Origin of the sequence: Streptomyces sp. NPDC087263 (assembly GCF_044744645.1) — a bacterium.
Classification (GTDB): Bacteria; Actinomycetota; Actinomycetes; order Streptomycetales; family Streptomycetaceae; genus Streptomyces.
In genome coordinates, this window is the sequence record NZ_JBIUYT010000009.1 from 14,702 (window position 1) to 31,303 (window position 16,602).

Annotated in this window: 19 protein-coding genes and 1 pseudogene; 9 read left to right on the top strand and 11 right to left on the bottom strand. The window is 71.3% G+C overall.

Annotation, left to right across the window (positions count from 1 at the left end):
• Positions 1–141 precede the first annotated feature (141 nt).
• Positions 142–2,802 carry a helicase-associated domain-containing protein gene (locus ACIPC1_RS27500; protein WP_402521483.1) on the bottom strand — a complete coding sequence of 887 codons (2,661 nt, stop codon included), beginning with the start codon at positions 2,800–2,802 and terminating at the stop codon, positions 142–144.
• 271 nt (positions 2,803–3,073) lie between these two features.
• On the opposite strand from ACIPC1_RS27500, the gene ACIPC1_RS27505 reads away from it, so the two are divergent.
• The gene (locus ACIPC1_RS27505; RefSeq protein ID WP_402521485.1) at positions 3,074–4,078 is read left to right on the top strand and encodes a hypothetical protein; all 1,005 of its coding nucleotides are present in this window, start codon (positions 3,074–3,076) and stop codon (positions 4,076–4,078) included.
• Between the two features lie 157 nt (positions 4,079–4,235).
• Positions 4,236–4,883, top strand: a complete 648-nt coding sequence (locus ACIPC1_RS27510) for an HAD family hydrolase (RefSeq protein ID WP_402521487.1) — start codon at positions 4,236–4,238, stop codon at positions 4,881–4,883.
• Between the two features lie 72 nt (positions 4,884–4,955).
• Here ACIPC1_RS27510 and ACIPC1_RS27515 read toward each other — a convergent pair whose 3' ends face one another.
• Complete coding sequence (locus tag ACIPC1_RS27515) at positions 4,956–5,204, bottom strand: hypothetical protein (RefSeq protein ID WP_402521490.1); 249 nt, start codon at positions 5,202–5,204, stop codon at positions 4,956–4,958.
• A 90-nt stretch (positions 5,205–5,294) separates the two neighbouring features.
• On the bottom strand, positions 5,295–5,717 hold the full coding sequence (locus ACIPC1_RS27520) for a nuclear transport factor 2 family protein (protein WP_402521493.1): 423 nt from the start codon (positions 5,715–5,717) through the stop codon (positions 5,295–5,297).
• Between the two features lie 91 nt (positions 5,718–5,808).
• Between ACIPC1_RS27520 and ACIPC1_RS27525 the strand changes: the two genes are divergently transcribed.
• The 3 genes and pseudogenes from ACIPC1_RS27525 (at position 5,809) to ACIPC1_RS27535 (ending at position 7,197) form a co-directional block, all read left to right on the top strand.
• The gene (locus ACIPC1_RS27525; protein ID WP_402521495.1) at positions 5,809–6,396 is read left to right on the top strand and encodes a TetR/AcrR family transcriptional regulator; all 588 of its coding nucleotides are present in this window, start codon (positions 5,809–5,811) and stop codon (positions 6,394–6,396) included.
• Positions 6,368–6,601 (top strand): annotated as a pseudogene (locus ACIPC1_RS27530) (recombinase family protein); the annotation flags it as partial. The gene ACIPC1_RS27525 and the pseudogene ACIPC1_RS27530, both read left to right, overlap by 29 nt.
• A 212-nt stretch (positions 6,602–6,813) precedes the next feature.
• On the top strand, positions 6,814–7,197 hold the full coding sequence (locus ACIPC1_RS27535) for a cold-shock protein (protein ID WP_384391417.1): 384 nt from the start codon (positions 6,814–6,816) through the stop codon (positions 7,195–7,197).
• A gap of 66 nt (positions 7,198–7,263) precedes the next feature.
• On the opposite strand, the gene ACIPC1_RS27540 is transcribed toward ACIPC1_RS27535, so the two are convergent.
• From ACIPC1_RS27540 to ACIPC1_RS27555, 4 genes are all read right to left on the bottom strand, one after another.
• Entirely contained in the window at positions 7,264–8,124 is an 861-nt protein-coding gene (locus tag ACIPC1_RS27540; RefSeq protein ID WP_402521498.1) for a 1,4-dihydroxy-6-naphthoate synthase, read from the bottom strand.
• Entirely contained in the window at positions 8,114–8,872 is a 759-nt protein-coding gene (locus ACIPC1_RS27545) for a futalosine hydrolase (RefSeq protein ID WP_402521500.1), read from the bottom strand. Before ACIPC1_RS27545 ends, ACIPC1_RS27540 begins: the two co-directional genes overlap by 11 nt.
• Entirely contained in the window at positions 8,842–9,315 is a 474-nt protein-coding gene (locus ACIPC1_RS27550; protein ID WP_384391409.1) for a DUF2771 domain-containing protein, read from the bottom strand. Before ACIPC1_RS27550 ends, ACIPC1_RS27545 begins: the two co-directional genes overlap by 31 nt.
• 100 nt (positions 9,316–9,415) lie before the next feature.
• On the bottom strand, positions 9,416–10,840 hold the full coding sequence (locus tag ACIPC1_RS27555) for an MFS transporter (protein ID WP_402521502.1): 1,425 nt from the start codon (positions 10,838–10,840) through the stop codon (positions 9,416–9,418).
• Positions 10,841–11,296: 456 nt separating this feature from the next.
• Between ACIPC1_RS27555 and ACIPC1_RS27560 the strand changes: the two genes are divergently transcribed.
• Positions 11,297–12,223, top strand: coding sequence for a DUF3027 domain-containing protein (locus tag ACIPC1_RS27560; protein ID WP_402521505.1), 927 nt, complete (start codon positions 11,297–11,299; stop codon positions 12,221–12,223).
• Positions 12,224–12,244: 21 nt separating this feature from the next.
• Here ACIPC1_RS27560 and ACIPC1_RS27565 read toward each other — a convergent pair whose 3' ends face one another.
• From ACIPC1_RS27565 to ACIPC1_RS27580, 4 genes are all read right to left on the bottom strand, one after another.
• A complete protein-coding gene (locus ACIPC1_RS27565; RefSeq protein WP_384391400.1) occupies positions 12,245–12,502 on the bottom strand; it encodes a hypothetical protein in 258 nt (85 codons plus the stop codon).
• A complete protein-coding gene (locus ACIPC1_RS27570; protein WP_402521508.1) occupies positions 12,499–12,846 on the bottom strand; it encodes a hypothetical protein in 348 nt (115 codons plus the stop codon). Before ACIPC1_RS27570 ends, ACIPC1_RS27565 begins: the two co-directional genes overlap by 4 nt.
• Positions 12,847–12,937: 91 nt before the next feature.
• Complete coding sequence (locus ACIPC1_RS27575) at positions 12,938–13,786, bottom strand: helix-turn-helix domain-containing protein (protein WP_402521511.1); 849 nt, start codon at positions 13,784–13,786, stop codon at positions 12,938–12,940.
• 148 nt (positions 13,787–13,934) lie between these two features.
• Positions 13,935–14,471, bottom strand: coding sequence for an ATP-binding protein (locus ACIPC1_RS27580; protein ID WP_402521514.1), 537 nt, complete (start codon positions 14,469–14,471; stop codon positions 13,935–13,937).
• A gap of 154 nt (positions 14,472–14,625) precedes the next feature.
• On the opposite strand from ACIPC1_RS27580, the gene ACIPC1_RS27585 reads away from it, so the two are divergent.
• From ACIPC1_RS27585 to ACIPC1_RS27595, 3 genes are all read left to right on the top strand, one after another.
• A complete protein-coding gene (locus ACIPC1_RS27585; protein ID WP_402521516.1) occupies positions 14,626–15,501 on the top strand; it encodes a helix-turn-helix domain-containing protein in 876 nt (291 codons plus the stop codon).
• A complete protein-coding gene (locus ACIPC1_RS27590; protein ID WP_402521519.1) occupies positions 15,498–15,782 on the top strand; it encodes a DUF397 domain-containing protein in 285 nt (94 codons plus the stop codon). Before ACIPC1_RS27585 ends, ACIPC1_RS27590 begins: the two co-directional genes overlap by 4 nt.
• A 100-nt stretch (positions 15,783–15,882) precedes the next feature.
• Positions 15,883–16,593, top strand: coding sequence for a PH domain-containing protein (locus ACIPC1_RS27595; RefSeq protein ID WP_402521521.1), 711 nt, complete (start codon positions 15,883–15,885; stop codon positions 16,591–16,593).
• The last annotated feature ends 9 nt before the right edge of the window (positions 16,594–16,602 follow it).

The window sequence follows — 16,602 nt, forward strand, 5'->3', positions numbered from 1 at the left end:
CGGTGGTGTCAGGAGGCCGGCGCGGCCGGAGGCGCTCGTACCCGGACGGACCGGGCCTTCGGCGGACACCTGGCCGGAGTACTCAAGCCGTTCTCCGTGCCCGCCGTCGCCGTCCTCGGTCGGCGGACCCTCGCTGGTCGCTCAGGCCTGTCCCTCAGCCAGTTCCGCGACCCCGGTAACCCGGTGCAGCGGATACGTCCGTACCTCGTCCGCCGTGTGGTCGTACGCCGTCACGAAACCGCCCTCGACACGGATCGGGGCGATGACCCGCTGGGTGGCGGTGCCCTCCGCGTTGACGTACCCGATCCAGAGCGCCTCGCCGGTCATCACGGCGGCCTGCACGGTGGCGAGGGTCTCGGCGGGGCTGGTGCGGGGGAGGTCGCCGCTGCCGGGCGGCCCGCCGTCGGAGGTGGGCTTGCGGGGCGTCGTGGAGGCCAGGTCGCCGGCGCGGATGGCGCGGACGGCGGCGCCGAGAAGGGTGGCGTCGGGGACCGGCGGGCCGTCCGGAACGGGCGCGGGGGCGGAGCGCGGCGGGGTGCGGTGGGCGTGCGCGCGGGTGATCAGGACGTCGCCCTCCGCGGACTCGGCCGCGGGCGCGAAGCCCATCGCCCGCAGCCCTTCGAGGAGGGCCCCCGGATCGGCCTGTGCGGCGAGCACGGTGGGCGCGAGGCGTCTCAGGCGCAGCACCTGGGACCGCTTGTCGGCGAGGATCTCGTTCAGCATCGAGTCGTCGTCGCAGCGCACGTACGCCGACGCCGAGCCGATCCGCAGATGGCCGTGCCTGCGCGCCACGTCGTCGATCAGATACGTGAGCGGCTGCGGGACGGGCGTCCGCGAGTGCGCGGCGAGGAAAGCATGCAGGTCGGACGCAGACCGGCCCGCGTCCAGCGCCCGCCGCACCGACCCGGGCGTGAAGCGGTAGACGGTCGCCCCGCCCTTCGACTCGACGTCCGCGAGGACGCCCAGCGTGTCGGCGAGCGGGCGTTGCAGCGGGCCCGGCGCGACCGCGGTCAGGTCCGCCTGGAGGAGGACGTGGTCCAGCGGCTCGGGCAGGAGGGGGGCGAGCAGCCGGACCGCCCGCTCGGCGGCTGCGGCCTGCTCGGCGGGGGAGCGGGGGGACACGGGGGCGGGATGCGGGCGCTTGTGGACGGGGAGTTTGTCGCCGGGTCCTGCCGCGGGACCGGCGTCGTGGGCGGTGGAACCTGCGTGGTGCCCGGTCGCGGAACCCGCGTGGTGCCCGGTCGTGGAACCTGCGTCGTGGCCGGCTGCCGAATCGGCGTCGTGGGCGGCCGCCGGCGGCAGACCGAGCAGCGCCCGCCCCTGTGCCGACAGCGCCCCCCGGCCCGTCATACCCAGCGACTCCGCCTCCGACAGGGTCCAGCGGGCGAGCCGGGTACGCAGGTCGTCCGTCGACTGCGGGCTTCGCGGCGGGCGTTCCCACTGGAGGCGCGCGAGGACGGAGGCCGCGACGGGGGAGGCGCCCTCGGGGAGGGCGGCCAGGAGTGCGAGGACGCGGTGGCGGACCTCGGAGGCCGCGGAGCGGTCCAGACCGGGGCCGAGCGCCGACAACGTACGGTCCTTCGCGTCCCGCCCGCCGACCAGACCCGGCGCCCGGGTCGCCGTCAGCCACGCCGAGGCGAGCCGCCCCCAACGCTCGGCGGACGGCAGCTCCAGCCACTCGTCGTACGCGGGCGTCGCCGCGTACCGCTCCTCCGCCGCACCGTCCGACGCCAACAGGCCCGCCGCGTAGGCGAGTTCGACCCAGAACGCGGCCACCGGCTCCGACACGTCCAGCGCCACCGCCGTCCGCTTCAGATCCCGCACACTCAGCCCGCCCGCGCGCAGCACGGCCGGACCGCCCTCGTGCCAGTCCTTGAGCAACTCCTCGACGGTCGCGAGCGCCGTGTACGCCTGGCCCGCCGCGGTGCTGTCCACAACCTGTGGACGGTGCGTCGCCGCGGCCTCCACGGTCGGCGCCACCGGCTCCGTCACCCGGTGCGCGCGGCCCGCCCGCAGGTGCAGGGCCACCTCCCGGGGCAGGACGACCGTGCCGGGCGCCGTCGGCAGCAGCAGCCCCCGGTCGATCAGCCAGCGCAGATGGCGCGCCGGATCGGCGGTCACCTGTCCGTACGGCGGCCCCCACACCAGCCGGGACAGGACGTCCACGGACTCGGCCGGGGCGCTGTCGAGGAGCGCCGACATCCTGCTGCGGTCCGTGAACAGGCCGGTCAGCGCCGCCCTGGCCGACACGGAGTCATGGGTGCTCGGCAGCCCCGCCGCGGTCACGATCTCCTGGATACGCCCCGGCGACATGCCCGCCGTGGCCTCCGCGACCGTCGGGCCGAGGCCCGTCGGGGACGGGTGCTGCGGAACCGGCGCGAGCAGCTCACGGGCCGTGCGGACGAGACGCAGCCGGTCGTCGGGCCCCCAGACGAGCGCCTGCTCGCGGAGCGTGCCCAGGGCCCGCGGGAAGGCCCCGATGACCACCGGGTCGCGGTCGTCGCCCGCCAGCAGGGCAAGGAGCTCGTCGTACGCCGCCGGTTCCGACGCCACGGCCAGGGCCTCCGCCGTCTGTAGGGCGAACCGGTCCAGGCGCTCCAGCGCGCGCACGACCGACGCGCGTGTGCCCGCCCTGGTGGCCAGCTGGGTGAGGTCCGTGGGGACGGGGGTGATCAGGTCCGGGCGGGCACGGAGGAGCGCGGCCAGCGAGGCGTCGTCGCGTGTGCGGAGGGCTTCCGCCAGCGAACGCGGAGCGTTCCCCGCGGGGGCGGGGGCCGTGGTGGGGTGCTCCTCGGTGCTCATCCGGCCAACGGTAGCGGGTTTCGGCTCCTGTGCCCCTGACCTGCCTGACCTCGGGGCCGGTCCTGGGTAGAGGGGGCGGGGCCCGTGCCGGGGTCCGGGGCGGGTTCCGTGCGGGGCCTTGCCCGGCCTCACACCGGACCTCCTCCGGGCCTCCTCCGGGCCTTGCTTCGGGCACGCAGGACACGGCGGACCCTCGGGAGCGGCTGATGCGGAAAACCCGGTACCGTCGTGACCACGGAGTTTGCAACGCGTGCGCCCCGGAGGGGACTTCGTGGGGATTGAGAGCGACCAGCTGGTCTACGACTACCTGAGCCGGGTCGGAGACCTGGCCCAGCAGCGCCAGGTGCCGTCCGCGACGCGCATGCGGCTCGTGTCGGAACTGCGCAACGAGATCGACCGGCGCCGAGCGAGGACCACCGCCGACAGCCCCGCCGCCGTCCGCCGGATCCTCGACCGCCTCGGCACCCCCGACGAGATCGTCGACGCCGCGGGCGCGGGCACCCCGGGAGAGGCGGCCGGCGGTACGGGGACCTGGGCCGCCGTCCCCACCCAGCGTCAGGCCGATGCCCCGCAGCCCCGCCCCAAAGGCCTGCGCCGCGCCGTCCCGAAGCCCCGCCCCGCGGAACCGGACCCCGTGCAGGACGTGCCGTCCCCGCCGCACCTCGCGAGTGCGGAGGAGTTGGGCAACAGCGCCACGCAGCCGGACTGGTGGCGGGTGGACAGCAGCTTGTTCGGGCCCGGGGAGAGCGTGCCGGGGTTCGTGGGCGGGGTGGAGATTCCCGAGATACTGAAGCCGCCGCCGGTCGAGAAGGACGAGAAAGCCGGGGGAGCGGCACCTGAGACGGAGGGCAAGGCCGATGTTGCGGCCGTCGTGGATGCCCCCCTGGTCGAGGCCGTCGAGGCCCCCCGGCGGCGTCTCCTCCGCCTCCCCCGCCTCGGCGGGTGGAGCAACCCGCTCCTGCTCCTCGCCGCCGCGCTCCTCGTCGCCGGTGCCGTCCTCGGCAACTGGTTCGCCCTCGTCCTCGGCTGGGTCATCGCCTACGCCTCCCGGCGGCTGACGCCTGCCGAGGGGAAGGGCGCCGTCCTCGTCCTGCCCGGGCTGGCGGTCACGGCCGGTGTCGTCTGGTTGTGGGGGCGCACGAACGGCCGCTGGGGCGAGCCGATCCCCGAGGGGCACCTGAGCGACGCGATCGCACAGACCTGGCCGTGGGTCGTGCGGGGGGCGGCGGTGGGGTCGGCGTTGTATGTGGTCTGGCGGTCGCAGCGGAGGCGGTGACGGGTGGTGTTCACCCCCGCCGCCCCGTTTCAGCCCGTCCGGCGTTTGAGGACGAGCGCGTTCAGCGCGATACGGGGGTCTGGGGGCGGAGCCTCCAGGTACGGGACGGGCAGGGGCGGAGGGGGCGAAGACCCTCCACCCCACCCCCCTGGGCACAATGACCCATATGACATCGCGCCCCCGCACCCCCCTCACCGTCGGTTTCGACCTCGACATGACGCTGATCGATTCCCGGCCCGGGATCCACGCCTGCTTCCAAGAGCTTTCGGAACGGACGGGTACGTACATCGACTGCGACCTGGTGGTGACGCGGCTGGGGCCTCCCCTGGAGGAGGAGCTCGTCAACTGGTTCCCGGCGGAGGAGGTCGCCGCCGTGGCGGACGTCTACCGCGAGATGTACCCCACGTACGCGATCACGGCCACACCCGCGATGCCCGGCGCCCGCGAGGCCGTCACAGCGGTACAGGCGGCGGGGGGCCGCGCGATCGTCGTCACCGCGAAGTGGGAGCCCAACGCGAAACTGCACCTGAAGCACCTGCGGATCGACGCGGACGCGGTGATCGGCAACCTGTGGGCGGAGCAGAAGGCGCAGGCGCTGCGCGAATACGGCGCGAGCGTGTACGTCGGCGACCACACCGGCGACGTCCGCGGCGCGCGCACCGCGGACGCGTACTCCGTCGCGGTCCCCACCGGCCCGTGCGACGCCGCGGAACTGCGCGCGGCGGGCGCGGACGTGGTCCTCGCCGACCTGACGGAGTTCCCGGCGTGGCTGACGGGCTACTGCGAGGCGCGGCCACAGGTCTGACGGACTACGGCGAGGCGCGCCGCAGGCCTGACGGACTACGGCGAGGCGCGGCCGCAGGCCGACGGACTACCGCTACGAGCCGCCGCGGGCCTGACGGCGTCCCGCGGCGAGCGACTGGAACACCCCCGCTCCGGCCATCAGGAAGCCGACGCCCATGAGCATGCTCAATCCGAACATGTATGTAGGGAAAGGCGCCGTATCGAGCAACAGCGGGGCCACGGTGACCAGAGTGGCCACGGCACCGAGGAAGAACACGATGGCACCGGCACGGATCAGCCGGTCACCGGGTTCCGCGGAATTCGCTTGGGTTTTGTCACGCACCCGGCCAGGGTAGTTCCCAGCGCGAAGGAACCATCCGGCGACGTCTTGTCAGCAGCCGCCGCCGGCAAGGCCGTGACCCAGGCTGGAGTATCAGGCGGCGGCCGTCAGGTCGGGCATCGCGTGGGCTCCGACGTAGTCGCGGAACAGCATGATCTGGCCGTTGCGGATCCGGAAGACCTGAATACAGGGCACTTCGAACCTCTGTCCCGTCGCGGTGACCCGTCCCACCGTCACCAATTCGACGATCACCACCTCGGGGTCCAGGGTCTGGTGGACCTGGACCGTCCGCAGGTCGGTTATCTCCAGCGGAAGCCGGTCATAGGCGGCCGAGAACTCCCGGATCGCTTCTCGTCCCTCCAGCCGTTCCGGCAGTCCGTTGGCCGCAAACGGCATCTCGATGACGCCCTCTGCTGCGAACAGATCCGCGAACGCCTCCATGTCTCGTGCGACCACCAAGCGCTTCCGCCGCTCCAGGACCTCCAGCGGGCCGTCGGCCGAACTCTGCTGGTTCATGGCGTGCCTCCAGTTCCACAAGATCCATCAACTTGGTTCAACAAGCGTAGAACGAATCGATGCTTTGTTCAACGTCCGTAGAATGAATGGTGTGAGTGATTCCTTGTCGCATCCCTCCCGGGCCCAACAGCGGCGCAACACCCAGGCCCGGATCCTGACCGAAGCCCGCAGACTGTTCGCCGAGTCCGGCTATGACCGAACCACCATCCGGGCGGTGGCCGCGGCAGCACAGGTGGACCCGGGCCTGGTCATGCACTACTACGGCAACAAGGAACGCCTTTTCGCCCGGGCCACCCAGGGTGAGGCGCCGTCACTGCCCGGTGGAACCCCCGAACAGGTCGCCGAGCAACTCCTCGATCACCTCCGCCAGTCACTGACCGAGGAGCCGATCGGATCACTGGCCGTCCTGCGATCGATGCTCACCCATCCGGAAGCGGCGCACGAGTTCCGGGACACCTCCCGCGGCTACAAGGACCGGATCAGCGCAGCCATCCCCGACGAAGAAGCCAACCTGCGCGCCGACGTCGTCAGCGCCGCGCTCATCGGCATCGTCATCGGCCGACACCTGATCAAGCTCGACTATCTCGCTGATGCCGACCCGCAAGAAATCGTCGACATCCTGCGCCCCTGTGTGCGCTCACTCATGAAACTTGACACACCACTGGCTGACCACGAATAGCGCCACCCGAAGATCACGATCCACAGCTGGAGCACCAGCCAGGTCTACCGGCTGCCCTGGTCCCGCGCACACCTTTCCCCTCGGCTGTGTCTGGAAGCCTGACCGGTTGGGTCGTTCGACTGAGGACGTCCTGACGATTGTTGAGGATCTGCACTCCCGTGGAATCGCCCTGCGAATCCTCACCGGCACTCTCGCCGGTAAGTCTTCCCCGAAGGGGGAGGGAGTCTCCTCCGGCACATCAGGTAGCCCCTCACGCTGCTCCCACCACTTTGAGCCTCTGCCGACGCGGGCAGGGGCTCAGTCTCGTTTTAAGGCGTGTTGGGTTGGAGAGACCCCCGGTAGTGTTGTTCGACGGCAGTTCAACCGGCATCCAGGAGTGTCCAGGAGCGTCCGGGATCGATCGAGGGAGCGTGTGCTTTGCCGACTGGCAAGGTCAAGTGGTTCAACAGCGAGAAGGGCTTCGGCTTTCTCTCCCGCGACGACGGCGGCGACGTCTTCGTCCATTCCTCGGTCCTGCCCGCCGGAGTCGAAGTCCTCAAGCCCGGCCAGCGCGTGGAGTTCGGTGTCGTCGCCGGCCAGCGCGGCGACCAGGCGCTTTCCGTGGTCCTTCTGGACCCGACCCCTTCCGTGGCGGTCGCGCAGCGCCGCAAGCCCGACGAACTGGCGTCCATCGTCCAGGATCTGACGACTCTTCTCGAAAACATCACGCCCATGCTGGAGCGGGGCCGTTACCCCGACAAGGCCTCCGGCAGCCAGATCGCGGGCCTGCTGCGAGCGGTCGCCGACCAACTCGACGTATAACCCGAATCGCGTCGCCGACCCGTACCCGTATCCGCATCCACGCGAACAAGCGAAGTTCGGCGGGATCTACGGGAAGTTCAGCGCGTCCGGGCCGAGGGGCGGTACCAGCCCCTCGGCCGCCGCGCGTGTCAGCAGCCCCCTGATCGCCGCGTATCCGTCGTCGCCGAGATCGGCCGTGAACTCGTTCACGTACAGGCCGATGTGCTGGTCGGCGACGGCGGGGTCCATTTCCTGGGCGTGTTCCAGGACGTAGGGGCGGGAGATCTCCGGGTCGTCCCAGGCCATCCGGACCGACTTACGGGCCGCCGCGACGAGCGAAGTCAGCCGTTCCTCGCCCAGCGAGCGCTTGGCGATGATCGCGCCCAGCGGGATGGGCAGGCCGGTCGTCCGCTCCCAGTGCTCGCCCATGTCGGCGAGCTTGTGCAGCCCGTAGTTCTGGTACGTGAAACGCGCCTCGTGGATGACGAGTCCCGCGTCGACCTTCCCGTCCCGCACGGCAGGCATGATCTCGTGGAACGGCATGACCACGACCTCGCCGACCCCGCCGGGCAGCGTGTCCGCGGCCCACAGGCGGAACAGCAGATACGCCGTCGACCGCTCGCTCGGCACGGCGACCGTACGGCCCGTGAGGTCCGTGTCGGCCTCCCGGGTGAGCACCAGGGGCCCGCAGCCCCGGCCGAGCGCGCCCCCGCAGGGCAGCAGCGCGTACGCGTCGAGGACGTACGGCAGCACGGCGTACGACACCTTCAGCACGTCGAACTCGCCGCGCTCGGCCATGCCGTTGGTGATGTCGATGTCCGCGAAGGTGACGTCGAGCGCGGGCGCGCCCGGCACCCGGCCGTGGGCCCAGGCGTCGAAGACGAAGGTGTCGTTCGGGCAGGGCGAGTACGCGATCTTCAGGGTCTCAGGCAGCTTCTCAGGGCTCATGTGGGTTCCCACTCTCCAGTACGGGCGCGAGCTTCCCGAAGGCCTCGGTGAGGGCCGTGAGCGCCTCGCCGATGCGCCAGGCGGCGCGGTCGCGCGGGCCGACGGGGTTGGAGACCGCGCGCAGCTCCAGCACGGGCACGCCGTGTGCGACGGCGGCCTCGGCGACCCCGAAGCCCTCCATCGCCTCGGCGAGGGCGCGGGGGTGGCGGGCGCGCAGTTCGGCGGCGCGGGCGGCGCTGCCGGTGACCGTGGAAACGGTCAGGACCGTTCCGGCGCGGCCCCCCGTGGCGGCCACGAGGTCTCGTACGAGTGACGGTGGCGGACGGTGGCTGACGACCCCGAAGCCGAGTCCGGTGACGGACACGAAGCCGTCGGCGGTCTCGGCGCCCAGGTCCGCCACCGTGATCTCGTCGGCGACGACGAGGGAGCCGACGGGCGCGTCGGGCTGGAAACCGCCGGCGATACCCGTGGAGATGACGAGGTCGTACGGGGTGCCCGCCAGGGCGGCCGCGGTGAGGGCGGTCGCCGTTGACGCGGCGGCGAGGGCGGGACCGACGCCGGCGGCGAGCAGGTCGTGGGCACCGACCCGGTGGAGGGCTGCCCCGGGGAGCTGGACCTCAAGGAGGGCCCGGTGCGCGAACGCCCGTGCCACCGCGTCCCGTTCGGCCGGGACGGCGGTGGCTACGAGGACATGTGGCGCGGGTACGGAGGACGTGGTCAGGAGTCCTTCTTGAGGGTGAAGGACCACAGACCGGTGACCGTCGTGTCGCCCTCCTTGATGGAGACGAGGGTGGAGTCGCCGCTCGCGCCGTACTGGGCGTTGAAGAACACGCTGCCGGGGATCGTGCGGTACGTCTTCTTGCTGGAGTCGGTCAGTGGCTGACCGTTCATCAGGATCGTCCAGCCCTTGTCGGCGATGTCGGGGTCCACACCGAACCGCACGGTCTCGTCGGGGTCGACCGTGATGGACTTGATGTCCTTTGCCTTGAGGCACTTGGCCAGCTCATCGGCCTTCACCTCCTTGCCGTCGTTGTAGCAGTCGGTCTCGGAACTCACCGAGTTGTCGCCGACCGTGATGGTGGCCAGCGGCGTCGGCTTGTCACAGGCGGACAGGGCGAGAAGTCCGGCGGATACGGCTCCGACGGCGGCGACGGCGCGACGGCGGCGCGCGGCGCTGAATCCAGAGGTCATGGGCGAAGGTTATCGGGCACGTCCACCACGTCCCCCACCTGGGGTACGGCGTGCCGCGACCAGCGTGTACGGCGTGCCGCGACCAGTGCGCCTGTCGCGGCTATGCCACGCGCGGCCGGGAAGAACCCCCGCGCCGGGCCACCCCGATCAGCCCCCGCACGGTGGTGAGCCAGCCGGTGGCGACGATCGCGGCCGCCACGGAGAGGCCGAGCGTGCCGTTCAGAGGCAGCGCCATGCCGATACCGCCGCCGATGACCCAGGCCATCTGCAAGATCGTCTCGGAGCGCGCGAAGGCCGACGTACGGACGAGTTCGGGTACGTCCCGCTGGATCAGCGCGTCCAGGGACAGCTTGGCGAGTGCCTGCGCGAAACCTGCGACCGCGGCCAGACAGGCCACCAGGATCGCGCCGAAGAACACCGCGGCGATGATCGCGGCCGCCAGCACGAACGCGACGACCGTCACGATGATGATCTCCGGAGCGCGCGATTTCAGCCAAGCTCCGACCGCCGTGCCGAGCGCGTTGCCCGCGCCCGCCGAGACACCCACTATCGCCAGCGAGGCCGCCGCGCTCGCCCCGGTCAGCGGGTGCTCGCGCATCAGGAAGGCGAGGAAGAAGATCAGGAAGCCGGAGAGGCAGCGCAGGGCGGCGTTCGCCGCGAGGGCGTGCGTGACGGCGGTGCCGACCGTACGCAGCCCCGGGCGCGGGGCCTTCTTCAGGTGCGGCCCGTGCAGATGCTCCGGGTCCGCCGCCAGCAGCGCCTTGTCCTCGCCCTTGGCCGAGTCGACCTTCGGCGGCAGCGAGAACGACAGGAACATCCCCGCGATGAAGATCACGAAGGCGCCGTAGAGCGGATAGCGCGGGCCGAGCGCCTGTAGCCCCGCCCCGATCGGTGCGGCCACACCGGTGGCGAGCAGCCCGCCGAGGGTGACCCGGGAGTTCGCCTTCACCAGGGAGAACCCCGGTGGCAGCAGTCGTGGCACGACGGCGCTGCGCACCACCCCGTACGCCTTCGACGACACCAGCACGCCCAGCGCGGCGGGGTACAGCTCGATGCCACCGGTCACCACCGCGCCGGACAGCAGCAGCGCGAGGAAGGCCCGGGCGAGCATCGCGCCCGCCATCGCGGCGCGCCGGCCGTGCGGCAGGCGGTCCAGGAGCGGGCCGATCACCGGGGCGAGGAGGGTGAAGGGCGCCATGGTGATGGCGAGGTAGAGCGCGACGCGGCCGCGGGCCTCGTCCGTGGGCACCGAGAAGAAGACGGTGGAGGCGAGCGCGACGGTGATCATGACGTCGCCCGCGCCGTTCACCCCGTGCAGCTCGATCAGTTTCCCCAGGCCCGACTCGCCCGCGCCGTGCGCGTGCGTCGCCTTGCGGATGCCGCGTGCCGTTCCCGTCACCGGGAAGTGCAGGGCACGACCGAGCGCACGGACGGACCCGCTCACCCGGGTCGATCCGCCACCTCGGCTGCTCCCCTTGGAGTCACCGATCCCGGTGGCTCCATGGGGCGACCTTGCGGCTGCCACCCCGTCATAGTGCCCCGAGATGGCGGTGCGTAGTGCGGTTACCGCGCGTATGGGGGCCGAGTGGGGTGGGGTGGGGGCGGCCGGAGCGGGCTTGTTTCTCGGTGCTTTCCAGCCGACCGAGACGGGCGAGTGGGTGGGAAACACCGGCGCGGAGAGCCGGAGATTTGGCCGCGCGGCGGTGGGGGCTGGGGCCGCGGAGCGGCGAAAAACCCGGCGCGGAGCGCCGAAGAGGCCCGCCGGTGTGGGCCCAGGCGCCAGGAGAAGGTAGCGTGCGTAGCGCGCCAGTGGCGATTGTTCTCGGCCGCGCGCCTCTCGGTCATCCCGCACAATGGATGGCGTAGGTGCGCCCGAGTGCGATCGGGCGCGGACGTCGACGCGGTCCTCCGGTCCGCTCCGTCCGCACCCCCGCCGTGGAATGGCGCACCCGTGAGACGGCGTAGGAGAGAAGCGATACCTGTGAGCGCAGCGACCACGCGAAGCCGCACCCCCGACCGCCTGTGCGCCGAGGCGGTCGACCTTGCCCGCGCCGCCGCCGAGGAGGCAGCCGCACCCGGCGTCGTCGGCGAGCATGTGGAACTCGTCTCCGAAGGCGACCGAGTCGTCACGCACTTCTTCGAATGCAAGGAGATGGGCTACCGCGGCTGGCGCTGGGCCGTGACCGTCGCCCGCGCCTCCCGCGCGAAGCTCGTCACCCTCGACGAGACGGTCCTGCTGCCCGGCCCCGACTCCCTCCTCGCCCCCGAGTGGGTGCCGTGGAGCGAGCGGCTGCGCCCCGGTGACCTCGGTCCCGGTGACCTGCTGCCCACGGACGCCGAGGATCTGCGCCTGGAGCCGGGTTACACCGGTGAGGACGAGCCCCCGCCGAACTCGCCCCTCTCCGAGGAGATGGCCGAGCTGGTGGAGGCGGAGGACGCCGAGGTCTCGGGTGTGACGCCCGCGGGCCTGCTTCTCGCGCCGATGCGCGGTTCGATCGCGTCGGTCGCCGAGGAGCTGGGGCTGCGCCGTGCGCGCGTCCTGTCGCGGTACGGGCTGCATGTCGCGGCGGACCGCTGGGAAGAGTCGTACGGGCCGAAGACGCCCATGGCGCAGGCGGCGCCTGCGGCGTGCGTCAGCTGTGGCTTCCTCAACCGGATCGGGGGCTCGCTCGGTCAGGCGTTCGGGGTCTGCGCGAACGAGTTCTCACCGGCTGACGGACATGTCGTCTCCCTCGCCTACGGGTGCGGCGGCCACTCCGAGGCCGCGGTCATGCCCGCACCACCGCGCCCGGCGCCCCACGTGATCGACGAGACCCGGGTGGACCCCTTCCCGCTGCGCCCGGCGGCGGACTCGGGGTCGGTGCCGGAGATCTCGGACGAGGCCGCGGCGGAGTTGGGCCACTCTTAGGTCAGGGGGCGCGGCAGAGGTTCAGAATCCCAGGCAGGCGATCTGAACGACGTAGACGCGTTCGCTGCGCACGACGACCTGGTATGTGAACATGCCGCCCGGCACGATGATGTTGCCGCCCTTCGGATCGACGCCTTGGTGGGACCGGCCGTGGATATGGACGGCTTCGAAGGCTCTGACCAGCTCATCCGCCTTTCTCTCCACTCTGGCGAGGAAGTCGGCCGGAGCGGTGCGGGCGGCTTCTTCCGCGCCGAAGGCGTACTCCCATTTCCAACTCAACCGCGCACTGCCTTCATGGCTTCGTCCAGCACAGCGCTCAGCTCCCGCAGGGCTTCCCCAGCGATGGCAGGGTCCTGGTGTTCCAGCGTGCTCTGCGCGCGGGCGAGACGAGAGGAAAGACCGGGGCGGCGGGCGATCTCGATATCCCTGGCCCACATCAGGACCCAGCTCTGCACCGGGCTCAGGGACTGCCACTCGACAGCCTGTGCAAAGGCTTCGTCCTTCGTGGCCTGCATCTCCTCCAAGCGGCCCGGGGCAACGACGGCCAAGGCCGCGCGCAGGGCGTCAGGGGTCTGCGCGGGGCGGGGAATCAGCTCGCGTCCGTGGTCGGCCAGTGTGCTCATGGTGTCCTCCAGGAGTGCCCTGCCCAGGCTATCCGGCCGGGGCGGCGGCGAAGAGGGCTCCTCGGTGGCGGGAACGGCAAGGATCACCATGCTAGGCGGCCTCCGGGAGATCGGATCGGCAGTGGTGGCAGCGGCCGGGAGTGGGGGAGCGGAACGCGTGGTCGCAGCCGTCGCAGTTCTGGAGCGGGTGCCGTACGTCCGGGGGTGGGGCCGGGGCCCGGAACGGCGGCGGTGGCGGTGGCAGTTGGGCGGTCAGGCGGTGGGCGAGGAAGGCGGCCGGGCGGCGTAGGTCCTCGGGTGGCAGGTCCGCTGTCAGGGCGTGGCGTACGGCGGTGGGGGTGAGGTCGCGCTCCAGCCAGGCGGCGACGCCGGGGGTGAGGTGTTCGGCGTCGGTGGCGGAGAGGAGGAGACGGGGGTCCTGGCGGCGGAGGCCGGCGAGGAGGTCGGTCGCCTGCTGGAGGAGGGTGGGGGCGGGGTAGGCGGGCTGGGGGACGGGCGGGAGTTTCTTACGGGGTGGGGTGGCGTCCGGGCGTCGACGCGGTGGCTTGGGGGTGTCGGCGGCCTGGTCGCGGTGTCCGGGTCGGTTGCAGGACACGGTCCGGGTGACGATGCGCCCGCCGGGAACGCGTTCGCGGGTGCGGCGCAGGTAGCCGTGGGCTTCCAACTCGCGCAGGGCGGCGGCGATACGGGCCGGGCTCTCCGGGAAACGGGCCGCGAGGGTCTTGATGTCGGCGGCGGCGCCGGTGGGGAGGGACTGGATGTGGACGGCCAGTCCGATGGCGAGGCCCGACAACTCCGGGTGCTGGGCGAGGTGGTTGCCGACCACCGTGAAGCGCTCGGTGTGGCGGCCGTTGTCGTGAATCACCCCGGAGTGGGGGCGATTCCTGGCCCGAGTACGGGACTGGGGGCGCGCGGGGGCGCTAGGGTTTTGCGTGTCCATCGGGAAGGGTCTGACTTCCTTGGTGGTCAGGCCCTCGCATTGGGATGCCAGTCCCGGCGAGGGCCGTTGTATGTCCGCAGTGGTCTGCGGTTGTCGCGCTGAGCGTAGGGCAGGCAACCGGGGGCGAATCCAGCCGAGTTGGTGATGTTCACTCTCGCGAGTGAGTTTGCGCTGCGGGCGGGAGGGGTGGGGCTTGGTGAGGGTTCTTTCTCCCCAGTGGTTCTTGGGAAAGACCGCCCATGTCACCGGAGCTCAGAGGACTGGGCTTCGGTGGTGACGGGGACGGGAGGGTGACTTCGGCCCATACGGTCTTGCGAGGGTGCGGACCGGTGTTCGTGCCCCAGCGGGTGGCGAGGGCGTCCACGACAAGCAGCCCCCGGCCCGACTCCGCGTCGGCAACGGGGTGTTGAGCGTGCGCGGCGCGGTCACCTCTGGTGTCCGTGACCTCGATACGGAGGGTGTCGCCGACGACGTAGAGCGTGAGCCGGAAGTCCCGGCCCGGGACCCGACCGTGCGTGACCGCGTTCGCCGCCAGCTCCGCCACGATGTGCGCCGCCGATTCCAACGGGAGGCCCCAGTCGCGGAGTTGCTCCGTGGCGAGCAGGCGGGCGAGACGGGCTCCGCGTGGTGTGGGGGACAGCGGCACGCTGAAGTTGCGGATGAGGGTGGAGGTTTCCTGGTTCACGTCACTCAGCGTGGCCGTGCGCGCCTACCGTGAACAGTGACGACGCCGATGCGTACGGTGACTGTCCGGAGCTTGTCCGGTGGTGTCCGGGCTGTCGGGGGCGGGCGTAGGGGTAGGGGCGTTGCGGCACGGTCGTACGACGGAGGGGTGCGGGATGTCGGTGGACGCGGGCGCGGGTCGGCTCAGGACCGAGGCGGACGAGCCGGGTTGGGAGGTGGATCCCGACGACGAGTGGGGAGTCGCGGTCATCGCCACGGTGGGGCGGCAGCTCAAGCTGCGGCGAGAGGCGTCCGGCATGCGGGCTGCCGAGTTCGGGGAGGCGGTCGGGTACGGCGAGGACTTGGTCTACAAGATCGAGGGAGGGAAGCGGATCCCTCGGCAGGAGTATCTGGACAGGGCGGACGAGGTGTTGGGGGCGGGTGGGCTGATTTCGGCGACGTGGGAGGACGTTAAGAGGGTCCGGTATCCGAAGAGGGTTCGGGAGCTGGGCAAGTTGGAGGCCATGGCGGTCGAGATCGGCGTGTATGAGTGCAACATCATCGCTGGACTGTTGCAGACGCCGGATCACGCGCGGACCGTGATCGAGGCAGCACAGCCGCCGTACTCGCCGGACGACGTGGAACGCATGGTGGCCGCCCGTCTGGCCCGACAATCCGTCTTCGAACGAGACCCGGCTCCTTCTATCCACTTCGTCCTGGAGGAGGCGCCGCTGCGTCGACGGGTCGGGGGCACAATGGTGTGGCGGCAGCAGCTCGAACGTCTGTTGGAGGTAGGGCGGTTGCGCAATGTCACACTTCAGGTCATGCCGACGAACACCGAAGCCCATCCCGGGTTGGACGGCAGGATCGAGTTGTTGAAGTTCCCGGACGGGACAGCAGTGGGGCGAGCTGACGGTGCGTACAGCGGTCGCCCGACTTCAGAACCGAAACAACTCCGCATCCTTGAACTGTGGTATGGCATCATCCGGGCGCAGGCACTCACCCCACGGGAGTCCCTGGTCTTCATCGAGCAATTGCTGGGAGAAACATGATCCGCAAGGCCTCCACCGGGGACGGCTCCGAACTGGCGTGGTTCAAGAGCAGCTACAGCGGCGGTACCCAGGGCGACTCCTGCGTCGAGATCGCGCTGGACTGGTTCAAGAGCAGCCACAGCAGCAGCAGCGAGGGCGACTCCTGCGTCGAGATCGCCGTAGCCCCCCGCACCATCCACGTCCGCGACTCCAAGTGCCTCACCACCGGCCCCCAACTCGCCCTCACCCCCCAGGCCTGGGCCGACTTCGTGCCGTACGCGTCCCGGGGTTCCCGGATCTGACCTGCGCACTCCGGCCCGTACGCATTCACAGCGACCGGATATAACATCCCCCCGCCCTCATACGTCTGCCATGCAGGGCCTTGAAAGCGGGGGAGTTGCGATGAACGACGGGATCGAGCGGGAGTACCGCGGGCGGCGGGTTGTGCCGGCGGCGTACGTCAGCCTGGTGGCCGTGGCGGTGATAGTCGCCATCGGAGTGCTGAACGCGACGACGCTGTCCGGACAGAAGGCCTCGGGCGTGATGGTCCCGGCGCTCTGGCTGTCCGTCGGTGTCCGGGTGGTCCTGGAGCAGTGGCGGGCGCGGACGTTCGTCACGGCGGACGGGATCACCGTACGAGGGCCGTTGCGCACCCGCACCTGGGCCTGGACCGAGATCTACGGCATCCGGGTCGAGAACAGAGGGTGGGGCAGCCCCCACTGGCCTGCGTATCTCTACCGCACCGACGGGCGCCGGGTTCGCCTCCCCCACCTCGACGAGCTTCAGCTGGGCGACCCGATCGCCGAGGTCGCCGGCCTGGGCGCCACCGCCGTAGGGCTCGGGCTCACGTCCCTTGAGACGCGGCCCGAGGTGGAGGAGCGCATCGGGCGAGAGGCGCGACGGCGCACGGCGTGGCAGCGGGCGTTGGGCGCCAGCCTGGTCGTCGTGGTCGCCCTGTTCGTCCGCGACTTCTGGATGATCTTCACTGACCGGCCCACGCTCTCGATCCTGCTCTTCGTGGGCATCCCCCTCCTCTGCGTCCCCGTCTTCTTCCTCCTCCTGGACCGCCTCGGCGAGGCCCTCGCCGCCCGGCGTTCCCCAGGTCACGCCTAGTCTTCGCCG